This is a genomic window from Mycobacterium sp. RTGN5 (genome assembly GCF_033804465.1).
GTDB lineage: Bacteria > Actinomycetota > Actinomycetes > Mycobacteriales > Mycobacteriaceae > Mycobacterium.
This window is the reverse complement of record NZ_JAPZLA010000001.1, coordinates 728,688-751,915: the sequence shown is the minus strand read 5'-3', so window position 1 is coordinate 751,915 and position 23,228 is coordinate 728,688. Positions and strand designations below refer to the sequence as shown.

Genomic DNA, 23,228 nt, shown 5'->3' with positions numbered 1-23,228 from the left:
CCAGGCCCACTAGAACGTGTTCTAATAGTGCAAGCGATCAACAGTCAAGTCGACTGGCATCGCAGCAGGACACGCGGCTGTCCTGGGGGACGCAGAGATACGCGACGAAGTCTAGCGATGCGTATCGTTTCCCCCAGTAACGGCCCTTGGAAGGAGCTGACCGAGCCCATGTCATCGCCAGCGCAGAAATCGTCGGCAGGCGGGGCGGGTTCGCAGCCACGCGAGGTGCTACCGGTGTCAGTTCTCGCCGAATCAGAGCTCGGTTCGGAAGCCCAGCGCGAGCGCCGCAAGCGCATTCTCGATGCCACCATGGCCATCGCGTCCAAGGGCGGCTACGAGGCCGTCCAGATGCGGGCGGTCGCCGACCGTGCCGACGTCGCCGTCGGCACGCTGTACCGCTACTTCCCGTCGAAGGTCCATCTGCTGGTCTCGGCGCTCGCGCGCGAATTCGAACGCATCGACTCCAAGACCGACCGGTCGGTGGTTGCCGGTGGCTCGCCGTTCCACCGACTGAGCTTCATGGTCAGCAAGCTGAACCGGGCCATGCAGCGCAACCCGCTGCTGACCGAGGCGATGACGCGGGCCTACGTGTTCGCCGACGCCTCGGCCGCCGGTGAGGTTGATCACGTCGAGAAGATCATCGACAGCATGTTCGCCCGGGCCATGAGTGACGGCGAGCCGACCGAGGACCAGTACCACATCGCCCGCGTCATCTCCGATGTGTGGCTGTCCAACCTGCTGGCCTGGCTAACCCGTCGGGCCTCGGCGACCGACGTCAGCAAACGACTCGATCTTGCGGTGCGCCTGCTGATCGGCGACGACGGCGAGTCCTAGGCCGCCGTGCCCGATCTTCCCGAGGACCTACACCGCGCGCTGATCGATGTGGCCCGCGTTCCGCGACTGCTGGTGGCGTCCGACTTCGACGGCACCGTCGCGCCGATCGTGTCCAACCCGGCTGACGCCCGGCCCATCCCTGCCGCCGCCGAGGCTTTGGCGGCGCTCGCGACATTGCCGTCAACGAGTGCCGCGTTGATCTCAGGGCGGGCGTTGCGCGATCTGCGGGTGCTGTCCGGCGGGCCCGCGGATGTGCACCTGGTGGGCAGCCACGGCTCGGAATTCGATGCCGGCTTCCTGGATGCGATCGACGAACCGGCGAAGGCTCTGCTGGCCAGAATCGAGCAGACGATGACCGCTCTGATCGAGCGCTATCCCGGCGCGACGGTCGAAATCAAACCGGTCAGTGTGGCCTTCCACGTCCGTAACGCTGCCCCCGAACACGCCCAGCAGGCGCTCGACGATGCACTGAATGCGGTGCGGGACTGGGACATTCACCTCACCGAGGGAAAGGCCGTGCGCGAGTTCGCGGTCATCGACACCGACAAGGGTGCCGCCCTCGATCAGCTGCGCGAGCGCAGTGACGCGAGCGCGGTGGTGTTCTTCGGCGACGACGTCACCGACGAGAAGGCGTTCAGCCGACTGACCGACGGCGATATCGGGGTGAAGGTCGGGCCGGGTCAGACGCTTGCCCGCTATCGCGTCGACTCCCCCGACGACGTCGCCACCGCGCTGTCGGTTCTGCTGCATGCCAGGCGTGAGTAGTCCCAAGCAATTGGATTGGAGTAGCGGTCTACTTTAGCCCTCACCACGTTTAGCCCTGACGATCGGTCTGGGCGGTCCATCGGATCCGCCACCGACCGACGGGGGATGTCATGAGCAACCGTGTTTCGTGCTGCGCTGCAGTGATTGTCGGCGCCGGACTGGTCTGGACGCTGCCACTGCACCCACACTCCGCAGCGCCGATCCGGTCCGCGACGGCGCAGGTGCGGCTGGCGTCGGTCGGGGTTCCGCTGCCTGCGACGCCCACATGCTGGCCGTCGCGGTTCTGCTCGGGCAGTAATGCGCCCGCGAGCGCAGCGGCAGTTCCCAAGACTCCGGTGGCACTCGCGGGTGGCAATCCGCTCGACAACTTGTTGCTGACCATCACTTTGGGCGCGATCGGCAACGGCGCCAACGCGACCACCCCCGGCGCTGACGGCGGCAACGGCGGCTGGTTGATCGGTAATGGCGGCAATGGCGCGGCCGGTGGAGTCGGGCAAGACGGCGGTAACGGCGGCCGGGCCGGAATGTTCGGCAACGGCGGGGCCGGCGGGGCCGGCGGACTGGGCAGCACCGGTGAGGCGGGGGCGAATTCCGTTCAATCCGACTACAAGTTGGGACAGGGCGGCGGCGGCGGACTCGGCGGGAGCGGAGGAACCGGCGGCGCCGGTGGCTCACTGTTCGGCAACGGCGGCAAGGGAGGCGCTGGCGGCACCGGCGGGACCGGCGGCGTTGGGGGCAGCACGCCTGAGATCGGTAGCGACGGAGGTGACGGCGGAAAAGGCGGCGACGGCGGCAACGCCGGCGCGGGCGGGAAGGCAGGAGCCATGGGCCGAGCCGGCGCTAACGGCAATGACGGGGCGGGCGGCACAGGAGGCGCCGGCGGGGCCGGCGGCAGCGGTCTCACAGCCGGCGCCGGTGGCAAGGGCGGTATAGGAGGCAACGGTTCCGGATCGGCCGGGCACGGCGGCACCGGCGGCAAAGGCGGTCAGGGCGGCACACCCGACGCGCCCACTAACGGCAAGTTCACCCCTGGCGGCCCCGGCGGCACAGGGGGCAAGGGCGGTAGCGGCGGAACCCTCACCGGCACCGGCGGCGTCGGCGGCGGTGGCGGCGCGGGCGGCGCCGGGTCGACCGACGGCAAGAACGGCTCCACCGGCGGTTTCGGAGGTTACGGCGGCGACGGCGGTCCCGGCGGCAGCGAGGGCGCCGGGGGTACCGGCGGCGAGGGTGGCGCCGGCGGTGACGGCGGTGCCGGCGGTGCCGGTTCGAACACCGGGACGCCCGCCGGCGGCGGCGGGAGCGGTGTCGGCTCTGGCGGCAAAGGCGCGATAGGCGGCGACGGCGGCGACGGCGGGAGCGGCCGTACGGGCGGCGATGGCGGTGCCGGCGGACACGGCGGCAAGGGTGGCGATGGCTCGCAGCCCAACCAGGGCGGCCCGGGCGGCAAGGGCGGCAAGGGAGACGCCGGGACCGCGATCGGCGGCAGCGGCGGCCATGGGGGCGACGGCGGCAACGCAGGTACCGGCGGCACCAGCTCCCCGCCCGGCGGCGCGGGCGGGGCCGGTGGCGCAGGTAAAGGCGGAGCCACGGCTGGCACTCCCGGCAATCCGCAGCACAGCGGCGTCGGCGGCGGTGGCGGTCAGGGCGGCGCCGGCGGGCCGCACTAGGCGGGCGGGCCTGCCGTTCGTCCGCGCACCAATTCGGTGGGCAACACGTCGATGACCGGCAGGCCGTCCCGCGGTGGGCTGTGCAGCAGCCGGCCGGCTCGTTTGCCCTTCTCCAGGCTGGGCTGCGACACCGTCGTCAAGCCCCGGCTCAGCGCCTCCGGAATCCCGTCGAATCCGGTGACCGTCATCTGCCCGGGAACGTAAATGCCATGCGCACGTAGGTAATCCATCGCCGAGATGGCCAGCACATCCGCGGTGCACATCAACGCGGTGATCCGCGAGTTGGTCTGCAGCGCCAGTTCGGCGGCGAACGCACCGGAGGCGGGCCGGTGCTCGTAACTCTCGACGATGGTCAGAGTTTCCGGATCGAGCCCGGCGCCGGCCATCGCGTCCCGCACGCCGCCGATCCGCTCACTCTGAGCGTGAAAGGTGGAGCTTTGCAAGCGTTCTGGGGTCACCACCCCGGCTGTCTGCTCCCCGACGCGGCGTTCGTAACCCAGGCGCATGGTCAGCAGGCCGATTTCGTGGTGCCCCAGGCCGATGACGTAGTCAGCGAGTTCCCTTGTGGCAGCACGGTCGTCGATGCAGACCCGCGACGCGCCCGGTACGTCTTTGGGCTGGTCGACTACGACGACGGGCACGTGGCGCTGCAGCACGGTCTGCAGGTAGGGGTCGTCGTCGGATGCGGCGTACACCACGAATCCGTCGACTCCCGCGCCCAGCACCGCGCCGGTGCCGTCCGACAGGCTCCGGTCCGGTCCGGCGGCGACCAGCAGCAGGCCCTGGCCGACTTCCTCACACGACTCGGCAAGTCCGGCAACGAAATTCAGGGCCGCAGGATCACTGAACGCATACGTCAGCGGCTCGGTGATCACCAGGCCGACCGCGCCGGCCCTGCGGGTGCGCAGCGAGCGAGCCACCGGATCCGGTCCGGCGTACCCCAGCCGCTTGGCGGTGGCAAGCACCCGCTCCCGCAAATCGGCCGACAACTGATCGGGGCGGTTGTAGGCGTTGGAGATCGTGGTCCGCGAAACCTTGAGCTCGGCGGCCAATGAGGCCAGGGTGGCCCGCCGCCGCGGCGCGGGACTTCGGGACATGCTCCGTGAGGCTAGTGCATGGACTTGCGTTCGACGGGTACCGATAGCTTAGAGTTATTGGAAACGGTTTTCATTTGTATTAGGGTTACCTGAGTTGAGAGGAGCGATCGTGCGTACTGCTGCGATCCGGGTGGTCATCGGTGTGTCGGTGCTGGCGCTGACGGCGGGAGTCGCCGCATGCGGTGGCGACAAGTCGCCCGGCGGTGCGCCGGGTCAACCCCCGACCGTGGTGGCCTCCACCGATGTCTGGGGCAGCGTCGCGCAAGCCGTCGCCGGCGACCACGCCAAGGTGACCTCGATCATCACCAGCGCCTCAGCCGACCCGCACTCCTTTGAGGCCAGCCCCGCCAACGCGGCGGCCATCGCCGACGCCTCGCTGGTCGTGTTCAACGGCGGCGGTTACGACCACTGGGTCGACGACGTCCTGGCCAGCCACAAGGGAGTGGCCTCGGTCGACGCCTACTCGCTGCTGCAAACTCCCCCCGGCGAGTCGCAGCCGGCCAATGAACACGTCTTCTACGACCTGGATACCGCCAAGGCCGTAGCCGCCAAGATCGCCGACAAGCTGGCCCAGGACGACCCCCAGCACGCCGCCGACTACAAATCGAACGCCGAGACCTTCGATCGCAACGCCGACGCCATCGCCCAGACCGAGAAGGCCATCCACGCCAGCCATCCCGGCGCAGCCGTGGTCGCCACCGAGCCCGTCGCGCACTACCTGCTGGTGGCCGCCGGCGTGACCGACAAGACACCCGAGGGGTTCGCCAGCGCCGTCGAGCAGGACACCGACCCCGCCCCCGTGGAGGTGGCCTCCATGCTGGACCTGATCAAGGCCCGCCAGGTCGCCGCGGTGGTGTTCAACGAACAGACCGTGACCGACGTGACCAAGCAGGTCCAGGCGGCCGCCCAGAGTGCCGGAATCCCGGTCGTCCCCGTCACCGAGACGCTGCCCGAGGGCAAGGATTATCTGGCCTGGCAGCGCGATACCGCGGACCGGTTGACCGCCGCGCTGCAGCAGAACCGATAATCACTGCTTGTGGGTGCCGAGACCGTCTGCTTATCGGGTGCCAGGCTGGCCTTCGGCGACCGGGTCCTGTGGGACCACCTCGATCTGAAGGTGGCCCCCGGTGAATTCATCGCCATCCTTGGCCCCAACGGCACCGGCAAGACCTCGCTGTTCAAGGTGCTGCTCGGGCAGCTGGCGCTGAGTGCGGGCACCGCCACCATCGAGGGCCGCCCGATCGAAGCCGGCAGCGAGCGGATCGGCTACGTGCCCCAGCATCGATCGGTCGACCGGGGGCTGAGCCTGCGCGGCCGCGACCTCGTGCGCCTCGGCGTGGACGGCCATCACTGGGGCATCGCACCGCTGACCCGAAAAGAGCGGCAGCGCCGCCACGACATCGTCGAGCAGGCGTTGACCCAGGTACGGGCAACCAAGCTGGCCAAGGTCCCGGTCGGCGTGATGTCGGGCGGCGAACTGCAGCGAGTGCGCATCGCCCAGGCGCTGGCCAGCGATCCGGTGCTGCTGCTGTGCGACGAACCACTGCTCAACCTCGATCCGGCCAGCGCCCGGTTGGTCGCCCAGCTGATCGACCAGCGCCGCCAGTCCGGGACCGCGGTGATGTTCGTGACGCACGAGATCAATCCGGTGGTGCCCTACGTCGACCGAGTGCTCTACCTGGTCAACGGGCGATTCCGGATCGGCACCGTCGCGGAGGTGATGACCTCGGCGACCCTCTCGGAGCTCTACCAGGCCGACATCCAGGTAGTGCAGGTCGGCGATCGCTACGTCGTGGTCGGTGAACACCTCGATCACTCCGGCCACACCCATGGGCACGCCCATGAATGACCGCTTCGCGCACCTGCTGGATCACCTGTTCTCCTTCGACATCACCGCTGATCTGCTGGGCCGGGGGTTCGTGCAGCAGGCGCTGATCGCGGCCGCGCTGCTGGCCCTGGTGGCCGGGTTGATCGGGCCGTTCATCGTGATGCGCCAGATGTCGTTCGCCGTCCACGGGTCCAGCGAGCTGTCGTTGACCGGCGCGTCGTTCGCGCTGCTGGCCGGCCTCAACGTCGGGCTCGGCGGGCTGGTCGGCAGCGCGTTGGCCGCGGTCCTGTTCGGCATCCTCGGCCAGCGGGCCCGTGAGCGGGATTCGGCGATCGGTGTCGTGCTGGCGTTCGGGCTGGGCCTGGCCGTGCTGTTCATCCACCTGTATCCGGGCCGTGCCGGCACCAGCTTCGCTCTGCTGACAGGTCAGATCGTCGGCGTCGGCTATTCGGGACTGGCGCTGCTGGTGGCGGTGACGGTGTTGGTGACCGGCGTGCTGGCCGTCAGCTATCGGCCGCTGCTGTTCGCCACGGCCGACCCGGAAGTGGCTGCCGCACGCGGTGTTCCGGTGCGCGTGCTGGGCATCGTTTTCGCGGCACTGGTCGGCGTGGTGGCCGCGCAGGGCGTGCAGATCGTCGGGGCACTGCTGGTGATGTCGCTGCTGATCACCCCGGCTGCTGCGGCGGCGCGGGTGTTCAGCTCACCGGCCGCGGTGATCGCGGCGTCAGTGGTCTTCGCCGAGTTGTCCGCGGTGCTCGGCATTGTGCTGTCGCTGGCACCCGGGGTTCCGGTGTCGGTGTTCGTCACGACGATCTCGTTCGTGATTTATCTGGTGTGTTGGGCGATCAGCCGGCGCCAGGTGGACCCCGCCGCGGCTTAGGCATATTTGCTCGCTCCTCCTCCTCCTCGTCCCTCGGCGGCATCGGTCGACTCGCTTAAGCTGGGGTCGTGCCGTCCGTGGATTTGAACGCAGACCTGGGCGAAGGGTTCGGGGTGTGGGAACTCGGTGACGACGCCGCCATGCTCGACATCGTCACCAGCGCCAACCTGGCTTGCGGCTTCCACGCCGGTGATCCGGCGGGGCTGGCGCGCACTTCCCGAGCCGCCGCCGAGCGCGGTGTGCGCATCGGGGCCCAGGTGAGCTACCGCGACCTCGCCGGGTTCGGCCGCCGCTTCATCGATGTCGCGCCGGCCGATCTGACGGCCGAGGTGATCTATCAGATCGGCGCGCTACAGGCCCTCGCCCGCGTCGCCGGATCCGATGTCACATATGTCAAACCCCATGGTGCGCTGTACAACACGATCGTCACCCACCGCGAGCAGGCCCGCGCGGTCGCCGAGGCGGTGCACGCCGTCGACCCGACTCTTCCGGTGCTGAATCTGGCCGGTTCGGTGTTCTTCGAGGAAGCCCAGCGGCTCGGATTACGCACCGTCGCCGAGGCATTCGCCGACCGCGCGTACCGCCCCGACGGCACCCTGGTTTCCCGCGGCGAAGAAGGGGCGGTGCTGCACGATCCCGAGCAGATCGCCGAGCGGGTGGCCCGGATGGTGCACAGCGGACAGGTACTGGCCGTCGACGGATCGAGCATCGATGTGCGGGTGGAATCGGTTTGTGTACATGGGGATTCGCCGGGCGCGGTGAACATCGCCACCGCGGTCCGCGACCGCCTGCTGCACGACGGCGTCGAATTGGCGGCATTCGTCTGATGCGACTCAAACTCGGCAGACCCGATATCGCCAACTACCGCAACCTTTTCGATGTGCCCGATGCCGACCCGGACGCCGCACTGTCGATCACCTGGCTCGGGGTGTCGACACTGCTGGTCGACGACGGGACATCCGCGGTGCTGACCGACGGCTTCTTCTCCCGCCCGACACTGCTCGAGGTTGGGCTGCGCCGCCTGACCCCGTCGCACTCGCGCATCGACTACTGCCTCAACCGCGCCAAGATCAACCGGCTGGCCGCGGTGCTACCGGTGCACACCCATTTCGACCACGCCATGGATTCACCGATCGTGGCCGCCCGCACCGGGGCGCGGCTGATCGGCGGCGAATCGGCCGCCAATATCGCTCGCGGACAAGGGTTTTCATCGGACCAGATCGTCATCGCGACCTCGGGTGAGGAGCTGACCCTTGGGCCGTTCGGCGTGACGCTGATCGAATCGCACCACTGTCCACCGGACCGCTTTCCCGGTGCGATCACCACACCGGTCGTGCCGCCGGCGAAGGCTTCGGCCTTCCGCTGCGGTGAGGCCTGGTCGACGCTGATCCATCACTCACCCAGCGATCGGCGGCTGCTGATCCAGGGCAGCGCGGGCTTCCTGCCCGGCGCGCTCGACGGCCGCCGGGCCGACATCGCCTACTTGGGTGTCGGTCAGCTCGGCGTTCAGCCGCTGGACTACATCGAGCAGTACTGGGAGCACACGGTGGCCGCCGTTGGTGCGCGCCAGGTGGTGCTCATCCACTGGGACGACTTTTTTCGCCCGCTCACCGAGCCGATGATCGCGCTGCCATACGCGGGCGACGACCTCGACGTGTCGATGCGCGTGCTCTCGCGGCTGGCCGAGCGCGACGGGGTCGGCCTGCACCTACCGACGGTGTGGCAACGCGCCGACCCGTGGACCTGATCGCCTCGTGCTGATCGTCGCCTTGGTCGCTCTGGCGGTCGTGCTGGTCTTCGCGATCGCTCGGCCGGCCGGCTTGTCGGAGGCGGTGGTCGCGGTTCCGGCGGCTGCCGTGGTCGTCGCCGTCGGCGCGGTGTCCACCACGGACGCGGTTGCCGAGGTGAGCCGGATGCTTCCGGTGGTCGGCTTTCTGGCCGCCGTGCTGGTGCTGGCCAGTCTGTGCGACGACGAGGGACTGTTCCAGGCCGCGGGCACGTGGATGGCGCGCGGCAGCAACGGTAAGCCGCGCCGGCTGCTCGGCCAGGTGTTCCTGATGGCGGCGGCGACGACGGCGATCCTGAGTCTGGACGCCACGGTCGTCCTGCTCACCCCGGTGGTGCTGGCCACGGTGCGGACAATGCGGGTGTCGCCTCGCCCGCACCTGTACGCCACCGCGCACCTGTCCAATTCCGCGTCGCTGCTGCTGCCGGTGTCCAATCTGACCAATCTGCTGGCGTTCAGCGCGGCCGGACTGTCGTTCACCCGGTTCAGTGTGTTGATGGCGGCGCCATGGGTCGCGGCAGTGGCGGTCGAATATGTGTTGCTGCGGCTGGTGTTTCGGCGCGACCTCACCGAAGTGCAGACCGACAGCCCACCACCGGCGGCGGACCGACCGGTGTTCGTTCTCGTCGTGCTGGGCCTGACCCTGGTTGGGTTCGCGGTGACGTCGTTCCTCGGGTTGTCCCCGGCGTGGGCCGCGCTGGCCGGTGCGGTGGTGCTGGGTGTGCGGTCATTGGCGCAGCGGCGCAGCACAATTAGCGGAATCGCGCGCTCCCTGCACCTGCCGTTTCTGCTGTTCGTGCTGGCGCTGGCCGTGGTCGTCAAGGCTGTGATGGTCAATGGCCTTGACCACGCCGCCGCGGATCTGTTGCCCACCGGCGGCGGGCTGGCCGCCCTGCTCGGGATCGCGGCGGTGGCCGCGGTGCTGTCCAACATCGTCAACAACCTGCCCGCGGTGCTGGTGCTACTCCCCCTGGTCGCCGCCAGCGGCCCGGCCGGGGTGTTGGCCGTCCTGATCGGGGTCAACATCGGACCGAACCTGACCTACGTCGGGTCGCTATCGAATCTGTTGTGGCGCAAGGTACTACATCAACAGGGCGAGCCGACCAGCGCCCGCGAGTTCACCTGGCTGGGGGCGCTCACCGTCCCGGCCTGCATTGTGGCCGCGACGGTGGCGCTGTGGGTCGCACTCCGAATCTTTTAGGCCCCAGTCATTTAGGGATGACGACCCGCAGCGGACTTGGCCTGCGCGCCATGAGTTCCGGTGGCGCCCGCACCGCCGTAGCCGCCGCTCGAGCCGCTCGGCGCGCCGCCGCCATAACCTGGCATACCGCCCGAGTACCCGCCCGAGCCGCCGGAGCCGCCGGGCGCGAGGGCGCCGGTTGCGTCGGTGGCATGACCGCCGGTGCCGCCGCGACCGCCGATACCGCCGTCACCGGTGTTGGTGCTGCCGCCGCGACCGCCGCCCCCGCCTTGGCTCCATCCGCCGATGGTGATGACGTCGCTGCGAGGGCTGTCGCCGCCGTTGCCACCGTCGCCACCGACACCGCCGTTGCCCGTGTCGCTCTGGCCGCCCTCACCACCCCGGCCGCCGCGGCCGCCCGTGGAGCCGCCCGCGGTGCCGTTACCACCGTGGCCACCATGGCCACCGTCGCCGCTGGCGCTGTAGCCACCGTCGCCCCCGTCGCCACCGTCGGCGCCGTAGCCCCCGCCCCCGGTGGCGCCGTCGCCACCGGCACCGCCATAGCCACCGTCGCCTTGGGTGCCGTCTTTACCCTTGCCGCCGACTGCCGAGCCCGACCCGCCGGTGCCGGCTTTTCCTCCGGTGCCGCCATATCCGCCGTCGCCACCATCGCCAACCGAAGAGCCGTAACCGCCGGTGCCGCCCTTTCCGCCGGTGCCGCCCACGCCACCGGTGCCACCTTTGCCGCCCGCGCCGATCAGCATGCCGGCCTTACCGCCGTTGCCAGCCGTGCCGCCGGTGCCGCCGCCGCCACCCGTACCCCCATAGCCGCCTGTGCCGGTTGGGGCGGCGGTGCCGACGATGCCGTCAGCACCGCGGCCACCCAAGCCACCCGTGCCACCTTTTCCGCCGTTGCCGATCAACAACCCCGCACTGCCGCCGTTGCCACCCGTGCCGCCGGTACCCCCGACGGCACCGACACCATCGGCTACGACGGTGCGGTCGACTCCTGCGCCGCCTGCGCCGCCGCTGCCGCCGTTGCCGATCAACAGGCCGCCACGGCCGCCGTTTCCGCCTTTCTGGCCGGTGGCACCCGTGCCGCCGTCGCCACCGTTGCCGATCAGCCAGCCGCCGTTGCCGCCGGTCCCCCCGGGGGCGGTCGCGTCCTGGCCGTTACCGACGGCCCCGAGCGTGACGACCAACACCAGCGTGTTGATGGCGTCGGCCGGCGAGACTGCGGCCGCCGCCAATGCCGTCGGTGTGGGCGTCTTCGCGCTGAGGCGGCGGTCGTCACGGCCGCACGTCACGTCGAGGGCACAGGCCGGCGATGCGGGCAGCGCGAAGCTGACCGATGCCAACTGAACGCCGGCCATTCGGACCGGTGTCTGCGCTGGCGGTGTGGCGTGTGCCCCCCACGGCGCTGCCACAACCCCGGCAACCGCTACTGCAGTCATCATGACGGACGTTTTCATCCCAGCCCCTGTCGTCGATTTCAACCACGACGATTGTTGACGCCGGGAGGGCAGCAGGGATCGCGTAATCGACTACTTGAATTCAAGTTTGGACTACTTGAACTTCGTCTGGGCGGGCGCCGCGATGCGAGTTGGGTGACCTAGCGACGGCGCTGGCGGGCGACTTCGGCCAGCACGACGCCGGCGGCCACCGACGCGTTCAGTGACTCGGTTGGTCCGGCCATCGGGATCGACAGCACCGCATCGCAGTTCTGCCGCACCAGCCGTGACAACCCCTTGCCCTCCGAGCCGACGACAACCACCAGCGGGCCCGTCGCCTCGAACTCGTCGATCGTCGTGTCACCCTCTGCATCGAGTCCGACGATCTGCAGACCGGCGTCGGCCCAGTCCTTGAGCGTGCGCGTGAGGTTCGTCGCGCGCGCGACCCGAACCCGTGCGGCCGCACCGGCACTGGTGCGCCACGCCACGGCGGTCACCGACGCCGAGCGCCGCTGCGGGATCAGCACGCCGTGGCCGGCGAAAGCCGAAACCGACCGGATGATCGCGCCCAGATTGCGCGGGTCGGAGATGTTGTCCAACGCGACCAACAGCGCCGGCTCGACGTCGGACGTGGCCGAGGCCAGCAGATCGTCGGGGTGGGCGTAGTTGTAAGGGGGCACCTGCAGGGCAATGCCCTGATGTAAACCGTTGGCGCTCAAGCGGTCCAGGTCATTGCGCGGCACCTCGAGAATCGCGATACCCCGGTCGGCGGCCAGCGTGACCGATTCGGTCATCCGTTCGTCGGCTTCGGCGCCCAGCACCACGTACAACGCCGTGGCCGGGGCGTGCGCCCGCAGGCATTCCAGCACGGGGTTACGACCGAGGACCATCTCGGTCTCGTCGGTGGGTTTGTACGATTTGCGCACCTGCTTGGCGGCGGTCGCGGCGCGCCTGGCCGCCGGATGGTGGGGCCGCATGTGGGCCGGCGGGGTGGCGCCGCGTCCCTCGACGCCTCGCCTGCGCTGGCCACCCGAGCCGACCGTCGGGCCCTTCTTGGTGCCTTCCTTACGGATTGCACCACGGCGCTTGGAGTTTCCAGCCATTTTATTTACTGCTTTCGTCGCGTAGGGCCCATTGCGGCCCGTCGGAGGTGTCGGTGACCTCGATGCCGGCTTCCTTGAGCCGGTCGCGGATCTCGTCGGCCAGAGCCCAGTCCCGAGTCTGGCGAGCCTCGTCGCGGCGGTTCAATTCCGCACGCGCCAACACGTCCACTGCGGCCAGCGCCGCCGAGGTCTCGTCGCGGGTCTCCCAGCGTTCGTCGAGCGGATCGCAGCCGAGAATGCCCATCATGGAACGGATCTCGCGGGCCTTGGCCAACGCTGTCTCGTGGTCACCGGAGTCCAGGGCCCGGTTGCCATCGGCCCGCGCGGCGTGCACCTCGGCGAGCGCGGCAGGCACGGCCAGGTCGTCGTCGAGTGCGGCGGCGAACTTCTCGGTCCAGGTGCCCGGCACCACGGCACCGACCCGGGTACGCACCCGATGCAGGAATTCCTCGATGCCGGTGTAGGCCTTCACCGCATCCTGCAGAGCGGTCTCGGAGAATTCCAGCATCGATCGGTAATGCGCGCTGCCCAGGTAGTAGCGCAGCTCGGCGGGCCGGACTCGTTGCAGCACAGCGGGTATGGACAAGACGTTGCCCAGCGACTTGCTCATTTTCTCGCCGCCCATGGTGACCCAGCCGTTGTGCAGCCAGTACTGAGCGAAGCCGTCGCCGGCGGCGCACGCCTGGGCGATCTCGTTCTCGTGGTGCGGGAAGATCAAATCCATTCCGCCGCAATGGATATCGAAAGCTGCTCCGAGGTACTCGTGGGCCATCGCCACACATTCGGAGTGCCACCCGGGCCGGCCGCGTCCCCACGGCGTGGGCCAGGACGGCTCGCCGGGCTTGGCGCCCTTCCATAGCGTGAAGTCACGCTGATCGCGCTTGCCGGTGCCTGCACCCTCACCCTGGTGCACATCGTCGATCTTGTGCCCGGACAGCTTGCCGTACTCCGGGAAGCTCAGGACGTTGAAGTAGACGTCGCCGGCTCCGGTGTAGGCATGGCCGTTGTCAATCAGGCGCTCGATGAGGTCGACGATCTGGGTGATGTGCCCGGTCGCGCGGGGTTCGGCCGACGGCGGCAGCACACCGAGTGCGTCGTAGGCCGCGCTGAACTCACGCTCGTGGGTCGCCGCCCATTCCCACCACGGCCGGCCCGCGTCGGCGGCCTTGGTGAGGATCTTGTCGTCGATGTCGGTGACGTTGCGGATGAATGCGACGTCGAACCCCTTGGCCATCAGCCAGCGGCGCAGCACGTCGAATGCGACACCGCTGCGGACGTGGCCGATGTGCGGCAAGCCCTGCACGGTGGCACCACACAGATAAATCGAGGCGTGGCCGGGACGCAGCGGCACGAATTCACGCACGGCACCGCTATAGGTGTCGTGGAGCCGCAGGCCGCTTGAGGTCACGACGCGCCAGCTTACCGGCCTAATCGGGGTTATTTGGCACCGAGGCTGATCCGGCGACCACCAAAGCGGTGGCAATCGCCGCCATTCCCTCGCCCCGGCCGGTCAGGCCGAGACCGTCAGTGGTGGTTGCCGACACCGACACAGGCGCGCCCAGCAGCCCAGTGAGCACACGCTGGGCCTCGTCCCTGCGCGGGCCGATCTTCGGGCGATTGGCGATGACCTGGACGGTCGCGTTGCCCACGGTGTAGTCCGCGGCGGCGAGCAGCTCGCGGACGTGAGCCAGCATCTGCGCGCCGGTCACACCGCGCCACTGCGGCTGGTCCACCCCGAACACTGTCCCCAGATCACCAAGCCCAGCCGCGGACAGCAGCGCGTCGCACAGCGCGTGAACAGCGACGTCGCCATCGGAGTGCCCGGAGCAGCCGTCGGCGCCGTCGAACAACAGGCCCAGCAGCCAGCACGGCCGGCCGGCCTCGATCGGATGGACGTCGGTGCCCAGCCCGACGCGCGGGATCCTCATGCGCCCAGCACGGCTCGCGCCAGCTGGAGGTCCAGCGGCGTGGTGATCTTGAAGGCCATGGTGTCGCCGTCGACGGTGTGCACCGGGGTGCCCAGGTACTCCACCAGGGAGGCATCGTCTGTCACGGTGGCGCCGGCGGATCGCTCGTAGGCGCGGCGCAGCAGTGCGGTCTCGAACCCTTGCGGGGTCTGGACCGCACGCAAACCGGATCGCTCGGGGGTGCCGAGCACCACCCCGTTGGCGTCAACCGCTTTGACCGTGTCGGTGACCGGCAGCACCGGGATCACCGCACGCAGGCCGTCCCGCAGGGCGGCGACCACCCGCTGAATCTGGTCGACCGGTGTCAGCGGCCGGGCAGCGTCATGCACGAGGACGAATTCGGGATCCCCGATTGCGTCCAGCGCACGGCGGACGGTTTCGGGGCGTTCCGGACCACCCTCGACGACCGTGGCACGGCCATCGAGCAGCAGTTTTGTTTCATCCACCCGATCGGCGGGCGCAGCGACCACAACGCGGTCCACGACGCCGGAAGCCAGCAATCCGTCGACGGCGCGTTCGAGCATGGTTCGACCACCGAGATCAACGAATGCCTTCGGGATGCCAGCACCCAGCCGTTCACCGGAACCAGCGGCCGTGACGACCGCGACCGTGTCTGACACCGAACCCCTCAGGGCAGTCAGGAAGCGGTGGCCAGAACCTCGTCGAGGATGATCTCAGCCTTGGCCTCATCAGTGTTCTCGGCCAGGGCTAGTTCGCCCACGAGGATCTGCCGAGCCTTGGCCAGCATGCGCTTCTCGCCCGCAGACAGACCGCGCTCTTGATCCCGGCGCCACAGGTCGCGGACGACCTCGGCAACCTTGTTGACGTCACCGGACGCCAGCTTCTCGAGGTTGGCCTTGTAGCGGCGCGACCAGTTGGTCGGCTCTTCAGTGTGCGGCGCGCGCAGGACCTGGAAGACCTTGTCCAGGCCCTCCTGTCCGACCACATCACGCACACCGACGTACTCGGCGTTATCGGCGGGAACACGAACAGTGAGATCTCCCTGCGAAACCTTCAGGACGAGATACTCTCTCTGCTCGCCCTTGATGGTCCGGGTTTCGATCGCCTCGATCAATGCAGCACCGTGGTGTGGATAGACAACGGTGTCTCCGACCTTGAAAATCATCAGTTTGGAGCCCCTTTCACATTGCAATATTAGCACGGCGGCCGACAGCGTGTGGAACAACGATGCAGGTCAGGGGCACCACGGGTGAAGAGTCGGGGTTGACAGGGTGACGAAAGCGTGCAACACGAGGGCCTTCTCGGGCCCCCAGCACACCCCGCATCGACCCCCGTTGCCGACTTCGGCCACGGGACCGCGAACCCTCAGCTACCGCCGGGCGGCGCTACCTACTACTGTGCATAGTCGAACCGCGGCGGCGCGACTGTGCCGTCCACACAGGCCGAGCAGGAGGCTGTTGTGAACCGCTTGACGAATCGCCTCGTGGCCGCATCCGCTGGCCTGGCCGCCTGCGGCCTGATTCTGACGGGCTGTGGTGCGGGGCAGATCTCGCAGACCGCGGACCAGGAGTCGGCCGTCAACGGCGCCACTGTGAATGTCGCGAACATCGCCCTGCGCAATATTCATCTGCAGGCATTGCAGACCGGTGCCGCCCTGCCCGTCGGCCAGACCGTCCAGCTGATCTTCGTGGCGGCAAACTTGTCCCCGGACACCAACGACAAGCTCATCAGCATCAGCTCCGACGTGGGTACCGTCGCGGTCACCGGCGCCACGGCCATCCCTGCGGGCGCCTCACTGATTGTCGGCAGCGCCGATGGCCAGACCGAAGCGACTCCGCTGGGTAGTGCGGAGCCGACCAAGGCCGCAGTCACGCTCACCCAGCCGATCACCAACGGACTGACCTACAAGTTCACCTTCGACTTCGACAAGGCCGGCCAGACCACCGTCGCCGTGCCGATCGCGGCCGGCGCCGTAGAAGGCCAAGGCGGCGAGCCCGCAGGCGGGCATCACTAAGCACTGACACGGGCGGTTTGACCCGGTTAATCCGCCGATCTGTCACAGCCACCCGATAGCGTCACGGCGTGGCCAAGGCGCGTTCGCAGTATCGCTGTTCCGAGTGCCGCCATGTCATGGCCAAGTGGGTAGGCCGCTGCCCGGAATGCGGCACCTGGGGCACCGTCGACGAAATCGCCGGGTCGGCTGCCACCGGCGGCACGTCGCAGCGCACGGTGGTGCCGTCAACGCCCGCCGTGCCGATCAGTTCCATCGATCCTGACCGCACCCGCCACTTCCCCACCGGCGTGGACGAGCTCGACCGGGTGCTCGGCGGCGGCGTGGTGCCTGGCTCGGTCAGCCTGCTGGCCGGTGATCCCGGGGTCGGCAAGTCCACCCTGCTGCTCGAAGTCGTGCATCGGTGGGCGCTGTCGGGGCGCCGCGCGCTGTACGTATCCGGCGAGGAGTCGGCGGGCCAGATCCGGATTCGCGCCGAACGCACCGGTTGCACCCACGACGAGGTGTTCCTGGCAGCCGAATCCGACGTCGCCACCGTGCTCGGACACATCGAGGCGGTGCAGCCCAGTCTTGTGGTGGTCGACTCCGTGCAGACGATGACGTCCGGTGACTCCGACGGTTCGGCAGGCGGGGTGACCCAGGTGCGCGCGGTGACGACGGCGCTGACCGCGATGGCCAAGTCCAGCGCAGTCGCGCTGGTGCTGGTCGGTCACGTCACCAAGGACGGCGCGATCGCCGGGCCCCGTTCGCTGGAACATCTGGTGGACGTGGTCTTGCACTTCGAGGGCGACCGCAACTCGACTCTTCGGATGGTCCGCGGTGTCAAGAATCGGTTCGGCGCCTCCGACGAGGTCGGCTGTTTCCTGTTGCACGACAACGGTATTCAAGGCGTTTCCGATCCGTCCGGGTTGTTTCTCGACAACCGCCCCAACCCGGTTCCCGGTACCGCGGTGACGGTGACGCTGGACGGTAAACGGCCGCTGATCGGCGAGATCCAGGCCCTGCTGGCCTACCGCCCAGAGAACGCACCACAGCGGCGCGCGGTCAGCGGTGTGGACAGTTCCCGCGCGGCGATGATCGCGGCGGTGCTCGAACGCAGGGCGAACCTCAAAGTCAGCGCCACCGACATCTACCTGTCCACCGTCGGCGGGATGCGGCTGATGGATCCCTCGTCGGACCTCGCGGTGGCGATGGCGATGGCGTCGGCCTACGCCGACCTGCCGCTGCCCAGCACGACCGTGGTGATCGGCGAGGTGGGCCTGGCCGGCGATCTGCGCCGGGTCACCGGCATGGACCGCAGGCTGGCCGAAGCAGCCCGGCTCGGCTTCACCGAGGCCCTGGTGCCGGTCGGCTGTGGCACGGTGCCAAAAGGCTTCAAAGCCATCGAATCGGCCACGATCGGGGACGCACTGCGCACCATGCTGACGATCGCAAAACGGCCCTACGACAAGGTCGTCACGCAGCTTCGGCGGGAGGGGTCGAGTAACGACCTCGATGACGTGGACAATAAGTGGCTGTGAGCACTGTCGACCGCAACGGCTCGGCCCAGCCGACACCCACGCTGCGCGAGACGATCGGGCGGCTGGCGCCGGGCACCGCGCTGCGCGACGGCCTGGAACGCATCCTGCGCGGTCGCACGGGCGCGCTCATCCTGCTGGGCTACGACGAGCGGGTCGAGACGATCTGCGACGGCGGGTTCTCGCTGGACGTGCGGTTCGCGCCGACCCGGCTGCGCGAACTGTCCAAGATGGACGGCGCCGTCGTGCTGTCCACCGACGGCAGCCGGATCGTTCGGGCCAACGTGCAGCTGGTGCCGGATCCGACGATCCCCACCGACGAATCCGGGACCCGGCACCGCTCAGCCGAGCGCGCCGCGATCCAGACCGGCTATCCGGTGGTCTCGGTCAGCCACTCGATGAACATCGTCACCGTCTACGTGTCCGGGGAACGCCACGTCGTCGCCGACTCGGCCACCATCCTGTCCCGAGCCAACCAGGCGATCGCGACCCTGGAACGCTACAAGGCCCGCCTCGATGAGGTGTCCCGGCAGTTGTCCACCGCCGAGATCGAAGACTTCGTCACCCTGCGTGATGTCATGACCGTGGTGCAGCGGCTGGAGATGGTGCGTCGCATCGGACTCGAAATCGATTACGACGCAGTCGAACTCGGAACCGACGGCCGGCAGCTGCGGCTGCAGCTCGAAGAGCTGCTCGGCGGCAACGACACCGCTCGCGAGCTGATCATGCGCGACTACCACGCCAACCCCGACCCGCCGTCCAAGGCTCAGGTGGCCTCGACGCTGGCCGAGCTGGACTCACTGTCGGACACCGAGCTGCTGGACTTCACCTCACTGTCGCGGGTGTTCGGGTATCCCTCGACGGCCGATGCGCAGGATTCGGCGCTCAGTGCGCGTGGCTATCGCGCGATGGCCGGCATCCCCCGCCTGCAGTTCGCGCACGTCGATCTGCTGGTGCGGCGCTTCGGCTCGCTGCAGGGCCTGCTGGCGGCCAGCGCTACCGACCTGCAATCCGTCGAGGGCATCGGCGCGATGTGGGCCCGGCACGTCCGCGAGGGTCTGTCGCAGCTGGCTGAGTCGACGATCGCCGACCGGCTCGTCTAGCCGGCGACCTAGTAGACCAACCCCGCCAGAAGCGGGAGCAACGCCAGCGCGGCGGGCAGCGGGCCGGGAAGCAGCGGCGCGTACGAATACCGCACCACCCGACGGATTCCCAGGTGTTGCCCTTTCTGATGGGCGGTCCTGTCGAGCGCCAGATCGGTGAACAGAGCCCACTCCGCGAGCCCGGGCTTACGCGACGGGTCCGGCTTTCCGGGGAGTAGCTCTCCGAGCGCTCGGCCGTCGGCATCGGTGGCCTGCCAGGGGCCGTCGCCGTCACAATCCAGCGTGACCAGAGGTTGGTCGTCACGGCCGGACACCGTGAACGTCGTCTTGCTGTTCCGCACCATTTTCGCCAGCTGCGCACCGGACTCGTCGCGCACCGTGACGACCTCCGGGATGTCGTTCTCGGAACTCACGTACGCGAGCACGACATCGTCGGCGCCTCGGAGCTCGACGTGGATGTCGTCGCCGACGTGCATGTTCGCCATGTTCCACCACGTCCACAGCGTTCGCCGGATCCGACCGCCGCGGTGCACCCGAACGGTCTGGGCCAGCACCTCTCCCGACGGCGCGCGCATCGTCCACTGGTGCGTCTGACCGCTGAGGCCGGCGCGAAAGGTGGCCATGGTGCCCCGCAAGCGGCACAGGTCGTCGAGCGTGCGCGCCGAAGGCTCCCGGCGCTCAGACATAGGCAACAGCCTAGAAGGTGGTCTATCCCGCCGGAGCCGGGGCTGGCGGCGGTACCTCGCCCTGACCCGGCACGGGCGGTTGCTCACCAGCAGGCGGCACGGCACCCGGCGGCGGCGCGTCGGCCAGGATGAACGGCACGGTCGCCGAACGCAGATTGCCCAGCTGGACCATCAGGTTGTAGGTGCCGGGACCGATCGGCTGGCGCGGTAGCGGGCACTGCGGTGCCGAACCCATTCCGGTCCAGGTCACCTCGGTGGTGACCTGTTCGCCCGGATTGAACGTTTTGACCAGGGTCTCGTTCGACGGCGCGCAGTCCAGGTTGGACCACAGCCGCTTGCCGTCCAGCGAGTAGACGTAGGCGGCCAGCACGGCCGCGCCCACGTCGCGCTTGCAGGCCACCAGGCCGATATTGGTGACGACCATGGTGAACTTCGGCTGATCACCGATGGCGTACTGCGGCTGGTTGGTGATGCCCTTGACCGCCAGGTTGGAATCGGGGCAGTCGTCGCCTTCCTTCAGCACCGGGGGCGGCGCGACGGCCTCGGTCGGAGTCGCCATCGGCGCGGCCACAACCGGGCCTGCCGCAGGTGGGGGCGGCGCGACGACGGGTGACTTGTCGTCGGGCTGCGGAGTCTGAGGTTGGGCCGCGGTGGTGGGCTTGACGTTGCTCTTCGAGTCGGAGCCACCGCTGAAGATCACGAAGGCAATTCCGACAACGATGGCAGCAACCACCGCGACGATGCCGATCGCAAGGCCACGGCGTCGCCAATAGATTTGCGTGGGCAGAGGTCCACGCGGTTCGAGATCCAGCACCTTCTCACGGTAAGGCCAGGTCACCGCGAGTTGTCCGACCCCGCTCGGCGTGTCGCCTTGTTCGCTAGCTGAAAAAGTGGTTATTCGCCGATATCGCCGATGTGTTCACGCAGCACAACCTTGCCGTCGGCGAGGTGATAGGTCAGCCCGACGATTGCCAGGGTCCCTGCCGCGACCCGCTCGGCGATGAGGACGGACCGGCCCAGCAGCTGCGTGCCGGTCTCGATCACATGGCGGGCCTCGAACTCATCGACGCGGGTCAGCCCGTCGCGGCGGCCGAGCAGGATCGACGGAGTGACCCGCTCGACCAGATCGCGGATATAGCCGCCCGGCACCACCCCGTCGTCGAGAGCCGCCAGGGTCGCTTTCACCGCACCACAGCTGTCGTGGCCGAGCACGGCGATCAGTGGCACGTTGAGGACGCCGACCGCGTACTCGAGGGAGCCGAGCACGGCGGAGTCGAGGACGTGGCCCGCGGTGCGCACCACGAACATGTCACCGAGGCCCTGATCGAAGATGATCTCCGCGGCGACGCGGCTGTCGGCGCAACCGAAGACGACGGCGGTCGGGCGTTGCTCCCCCGCCAACCTGGCACGGTCCTCGATGCCCTGGCTGGGATGCTCGGGCTGGCCGGCGACGAATCGCTCGTTACCCTCTTTGAGTGCCTTCCAAGCGGTTACGGGGCTGGTGTTCGGCATGGCCCACATTCTGCACTGTTCCCAGCTCCCCGATGCGATGAGCATCCATTCCGCTGAGGTTGTCGACTGGTACTCCCATGCCCGTCGCGACCTTCCGTGGCGCGAGCCCGGCGTGACGGCCTGGCAGATCCTGGTCAGCGAGTTGATGCTGCAGCAGACTCCAGTAGCCCGGGTGGCGCCGATCTGGCTGGACTGGGTCGCGCGCTGGCCGACACCATCGGCGACGGCCGCCGCCAGCGCCGCCGACGTACTGCGGGCGTGGGGGAAGCTGGGCTACCCGCGACGGGCCAAGCGGCTGCACGAGTGCGCTATCGCGATCGCCACCGAGCACGGCGATAGGGTGCCCGACGATGTCGAGGTGCTCCTCACCCTCCCCGGCGTCGGCGCCTACACCGCCCGCGCGGTCGCCTGCTTCGCCTACCGGCAGAGCGTGCCCGTTGTGGATACCAACGTGCGCCGGGTGGTGGCGCGTGCGGTGCACGGACTGGCCGACGCCGCTAACCCGCCGGCGGTCCGCGACCTCGCCGACGTGGCCGTGCTGTTGCCCAATGACGAGACGGCTCCGGTGTTTTCGGCTGCGCTGATGGAACTCGGTGCCACCGTGTGCACGGCGCGATCGCCCAAATGCGGGATCTGCCCGCTGAGTGTCTGCGCCTGGCGCTCGGCCGGGTACCCGCCGGCCACCACCGCGCCGCGGCCCTCTCAGCGCTACGCGGGCACCGACCGGCAGGTGCGCGGACGATTGCTCGACGTGCTGCGGGCCAGCGCCTCCCCCGTCATCCGTGAGCAGCTGGATGTGGTCTGGCTGACCGATACCGCGCAGCGCGATCGCGCGCTGGATTCGCTGCTGGTGGACGGGCTGGTGGAGCAGACGGCCGACGGCCGGTTCGCCCTCGCTGGCGAAGGCAGCTAGGCGGACCGGGCGAAGCGGCGCCGGTAGTCCGACGGCGTGACGCCGACGATCCGGCGGAAGTGGTGCCGCAGCAGGGTGGCCGTGCCGAAGCCGGCCCGCTCGGCGATGCGGTCGACGTCCAAATCGGACTCCTCGAGCATCCGGCGCGCGAAGAGCACCCGCTGATCGGTCACCCACTGCATCGGTGTGGTGCCTGCCTCTTCGACGAAGCGGCGGGCGAACGTCCGCGCCGACATGTTGGCACGCCGGGCCATGCTAGCCACCGTATGCGGCTTGTCGAGATTGGACAGTATCCAATCCAGTTGTGGGGCAAAACCTTCCGAACATCGCACGGGTATCGGTTGCTCGATGTACTGGCGCTGACCACCGTCACGCTGAGGTGGCACCACCATCCGTCGCGCGATGATGTTGGTGACCGTGCTGCCCAGCTCCCGACGGACCAGGTGCAGGCTGGCGTCAATGCCGGCCGCGGTGCCTGCGCTGGTCACCAGATCACCGTCGTCGACGAACAGCACATTGCGGTCGATGATCGCAGTCGGATAGCGACGCGCGAGTTCGTCGGCGTGCATCCAGTGCGTGGTGCAGCGGCGCCCGTCGAGCAGCCCGGCCTCCCCCGCGACGAACGCACCAGAACACACGGTCAGGATCGTCGACCCGCCGGCATGCGCGGCCCGCAGCGCCGCCAGCGCCTCGGGCGGGTACGCCTCGATCGGGCCGGTCACCGCCGATACCGCCACCACATCGGCACCCACCAGGGCGTCGAGGCCGTGATCGGGCACCAACTGCGCTCCGACACTGGTGCGTAGCGGTTTGCCCGGTTCCGGACCGCACACCTTGAAATCGAAGTTGGGTACGCCGTCGCCGGATCGGTCGATGCCGAAGACCTCGCAGATCACCCCGAACTCGAAGACTGCGAGACCGTCGAGAACCAGTGCCGAGACGCTCTTCAAAGGCATGGCAGGATTTT

At 68.8% G+C, this 23,228-nt stretch carries 24 protein-coding genes; 13 read left to right on the top strand and 11 right to left on the bottom strand.

Annotation, left to right across the window (positions count from 1 at the left end; all coding sequences use genetic code 11):
• The first annotated feature begins 234 nt into the window (after window positions 1-234).
• From kstR to SLQ31_RS03600, 3 genes are all read left to right on the top strand, one after another.
• Entirely contained in the window at window positions 235-834 is a 600-nt protein-coding gene (gene kstR / locus SLQ31_RS03610; RefSeq protein ID WP_165934444.1) for a cholesterol catabolism transcriptional regulator KstR, read from the top strand.
• 6 nt (window positions 835-840) lie between these two features.
• The gene (gene otsB, locus SLQ31_RS03605) at window positions 841-1,599 is read left to right on the top strand and encodes a trehalose-phosphatase (RefSeq protein ID WP_319429720.1); all 759 of its coding nucleotides are present in this window, start codon (window positions 841-843) and stop codon (window positions 1,597-1,599) included.
• 110 nt (window positions 1,600-1,709) lie between these two features.
• On the top strand, window positions 1,710-3,266 hold the full coding sequence (locus SLQ31_RS03600) for a PGRS repeat-containing protein (protein WP_319429718.1): 1,557 nt from the start codon (window positions 1,710-1,712) through the stop codon (window positions 3,264-3,266).
• On the opposite strand, the gene SLQ31_RS03595 is transcribed toward SLQ31_RS03600, so the two are convergent.
• Window positions 3,263-4,363: a LacI family DNA-binding transcriptional regulator gene (locus SLQ31_RS03595; protein ID WP_319429716.1), complete on the bottom strand. Its 1,101-nt coding sequence runs from the start codon at window positions 4,361-4,363 to the stop codon at window positions 3,263-3,265. The genes SLQ31_RS03600 and SLQ31_RS03595 overlap by 4 nt on opposite strands.
• A gap of 109 nt (window positions 4,364-4,472) precedes the next feature.
• Between SLQ31_RS03595 and SLQ31_RS03590 the strand changes: the two genes are divergently transcribed.
• The 6 genes from SLQ31_RS03590 to SLQ31_RS03565 all read left to right on the top strand — a co-directional run bounded on the left by SLQ31_RS03590 (window position 4,473) and on the right by SLQ31_RS03565 (window position 10,058).
• Entirely contained in the window at window positions 4,473-5,390 is a 918-nt protein-coding gene (locus tag SLQ31_RS03590; RefSeq protein WP_319429714.1) for a metal ABC transporter solute-binding protein, Zn/Mn family, read from the top strand.
• A 9-nt stretch (window positions 5,391-5,399) separates the two neighbouring features.
• Window positions 5,400-6,212, top strand: coding sequence for a metal ABC transporter ATP-binding protein (locus SLQ31_RS03585; RefSeq protein WP_319429713.1), 813 nt, complete (start codon window positions 5,400-5,402; stop codon window positions 6,210-6,212).
• The gene (locus tag SLQ31_RS03580) at window positions 6,205-7,071 is read left to right on the top strand and encodes a metal ABC transporter permease (protein ID WP_319429711.1); all 867 of its coding nucleotides are present in this window, start codon (window positions 6,205-6,207) and stop codon (window positions 7,069-7,071) included. Before SLQ31_RS03585 ends, SLQ31_RS03580 begins: the two co-directional genes overlap by 8 nt.
• Window positions 7,072-7,139: 68 nt before the next feature.
• Complete coding sequence (locus SLQ31_RS03575) at window positions 7,140-7,898, top strand: 5-oxoprolinase subunit PxpA (protein ID WP_319429709.1); 759 nt, start codon at window positions 7,140-7,142, stop codon at window positions 7,896-7,898.
• Window positions 7,898-8,818, top strand: coding sequence for an MBL fold metallo-hydrolase (locus SLQ31_RS03570; RefSeq protein WP_319429708.1), 921 nt, complete (start codon window positions 7,898-7,900; stop codon window positions 8,816-8,818). The genes SLQ31_RS03575 and SLQ31_RS03570 overlap by 1 nt, the downstream gene beginning before the upstream one ends.
• 10 nt (window positions 8,819-8,828) lie before the next feature.
• The gene (locus SLQ31_RS03565) at window positions 8,829-10,058 is read left to right on the top strand and encodes an SLC13 family permease (RefSeq protein ID WP_319432817.1); all 1,230 of its coding nucleotides are present in this window, start codon (window positions 8,829-8,831) and stop codon (window positions 10,056-10,058) included.
• An 11-nt stretch (window positions 10,059-10,069) separates the two neighbouring features.
• Here the strand turns inward: SLQ31_RS03565 and SLQ31_RS03560 are convergent, their stop codons facing one another.
• The 6 genes from SLQ31_RS03560 to carD form a co-directional block, all read right to left on the bottom strand.
• A complete protein-coding gene (locus SLQ31_RS03560) occupies window positions 10,070-11,491 on the bottom strand; it encodes a hypothetical protein (protein ID WP_319429707.1) in 1,422 nt (473 codons plus the stop codon).
• Window positions 11,492-11,649: 158 nt separating this feature from the next.
• Complete coding sequence (rlmB, locus tag SLQ31_RS03555; RefSeq protein WP_319429705.1) at window positions 11,650-12,591, bottom strand: 23S rRNA (guanosine(2251)-2'-O)-methyltransferase RlmB; 942 nt, start codon at window positions 12,589-12,591, stop codon at window positions 11,650-11,652.
• A 1-nt stretch (window position 12,592) separates the two neighbouring features.
• Entirely contained in the window at window positions 12,593-13,999 is a 1,407-nt protein-coding gene (cysS, locus tag SLQ31_RS03550) for a cysteine--tRNA ligase (RefSeq protein WP_319429704.1), read from the bottom strand.
• A 19-nt stretch (window positions 14,000-14,018) separates the two neighbouring features.
• A complete protein-coding gene (gene ispF / locus SLQ31_RS03545; RefSeq protein ID WP_319429703.1) occupies window positions 14,019-14,519 on the bottom strand; it encodes a 2-C-methyl-D-erythritol 2,4-cyclodiphosphate synthase in 501 nt (166 codons plus the stop codon).
• Window positions 14,516-15,199 carry a 2-C-methyl-D-erythritol 4-phosphate cytidylyltransferase gene (gene ispD / locus SLQ31_RS03540; protein WP_413641875.1) on the bottom strand — a complete coding sequence of 228 codons (684 nt, stop codon included), beginning with the start codon at window positions 15,197-15,199 and terminating at the stop codon, window positions 14,516-14,518. Before ispD ends, ispF begins: the two co-directional genes overlap by 4 nt.
• On the bottom strand, window positions 15,196-15,684 hold the full coding sequence (gene carD, locus SLQ31_RS03535; protein ID WP_319432815.1) for an RNA polymerase-binding transcription factor CarD: 489 nt from the start codon (window positions 15,682-15,684) through the stop codon (window positions 15,196-15,198). Before carD ends, ispD begins: the two co-directional genes overlap by 4 nt.
• Window positions 15,685-15,978: 294 nt before the next feature.
• Here carD and SLQ31_RS03530 point away from each other — a divergent pair, with 294 nt between their 5' ends.
• The 3 genes from SLQ31_RS03530 (at window position 15,979) to disA (ending at window position 19,150) form a co-directional block, all read left to right on the top strand.
• On the top strand, window positions 15,979-16,533 hold the full coding sequence (locus SLQ31_RS03530) for a hypothetical protein (RefSeq protein WP_413641505.1): 555 nt from the start codon (window positions 15,979-15,981) through the stop codon (window positions 16,531-16,533).
• A gap of 68 nt (window positions 16,534-16,601) precedes the next feature.
• Window positions 16,602-18,050 (top strand): DNA repair protein RadA, encoded by a 1,449-nt coding sequence (gene radA / locus SLQ31_RS03525; RefSeq protein ID WP_319429700.1) that lies wholly within the window; start codon window positions 16,602-16,604, stop codon window positions 18,048-18,050.
• Entirely contained in the window at window positions 18,047-19,150 is a 1,104-nt protein-coding gene (gene disA / locus SLQ31_RS03520) for a DNA integrity scanning diadenylate cyclase DisA (protein WP_319429698.1), read from the top strand. The genes radA and disA overlap by 4 nt, the downstream gene beginning before the upstream one ends.
• Window positions 19,151-19,158: 8 nt before the next feature.
• Here the strand turns inward: disA and SLQ31_RS03515 are convergent, their stop codons facing one another.
• From SLQ31_RS03515 to SLQ31_RS03505, 3 genes are all read right to left on the bottom strand, one after another.
• On the bottom strand, window positions 19,159-19,836 hold the full coding sequence (locus SLQ31_RS03515; protein ID WP_319429696.1) for a hypothetical protein: 678 nt from the start codon (window positions 19,834-19,836) through the stop codon (window positions 19,159-19,161).
• A 22-nt stretch (window positions 19,837-19,858) separates the two neighbouring features.
• Window positions 19,859-20,650, bottom strand: a complete 792-nt coding sequence (locus SLQ31_RS03510) for a hypothetical protein (protein WP_319429694.1) — start codon at window positions 20,648-20,650, stop codon at window positions 19,859-19,861.
• Between the two features lie 80 nt (window positions 20,651-20,730).
• Entirely contained in the window at window positions 20,731-21,348 is a 618-nt protein-coding gene (locus SLQ31_RS03505) for a carbonic anhydrase (protein ID WP_319429692.1), read from the bottom strand.
• Window positions 21,349-21,385: 37 nt separating this feature from the next.
• On the opposite strand from SLQ31_RS03505, the gene SLQ31_RS03500 reads away from it, so the two are divergent.
• Window positions 21,386-22,261 (top strand): A/G-specific adenine glycosylase, encoded by an 876-nt coding sequence (locus SLQ31_RS03500; RefSeq protein ID WP_413641873.1) that lies wholly within the window; start codon window positions 21,386-21,388, stop codon window positions 22,259-22,261.
• Here the strand turns inward: SLQ31_RS03500 and SLQ31_RS03495 are convergent.
• Window positions 22,258-23,217, bottom strand: coding sequence for a helix-turn-helix domain-containing protein (locus SLQ31_RS03495; RefSeq protein ID WP_319429688.1), 960 nt, complete (start codon window positions 23,215-23,217; stop codon window positions 22,258-22,260). The two genes, SLQ31_RS03500 and SLQ31_RS03495, sit on opposite strands and share 4 nt — an antisense overlap.
• Window positions 23,218-23,228 lie beyond the last annotated feature (11 nt).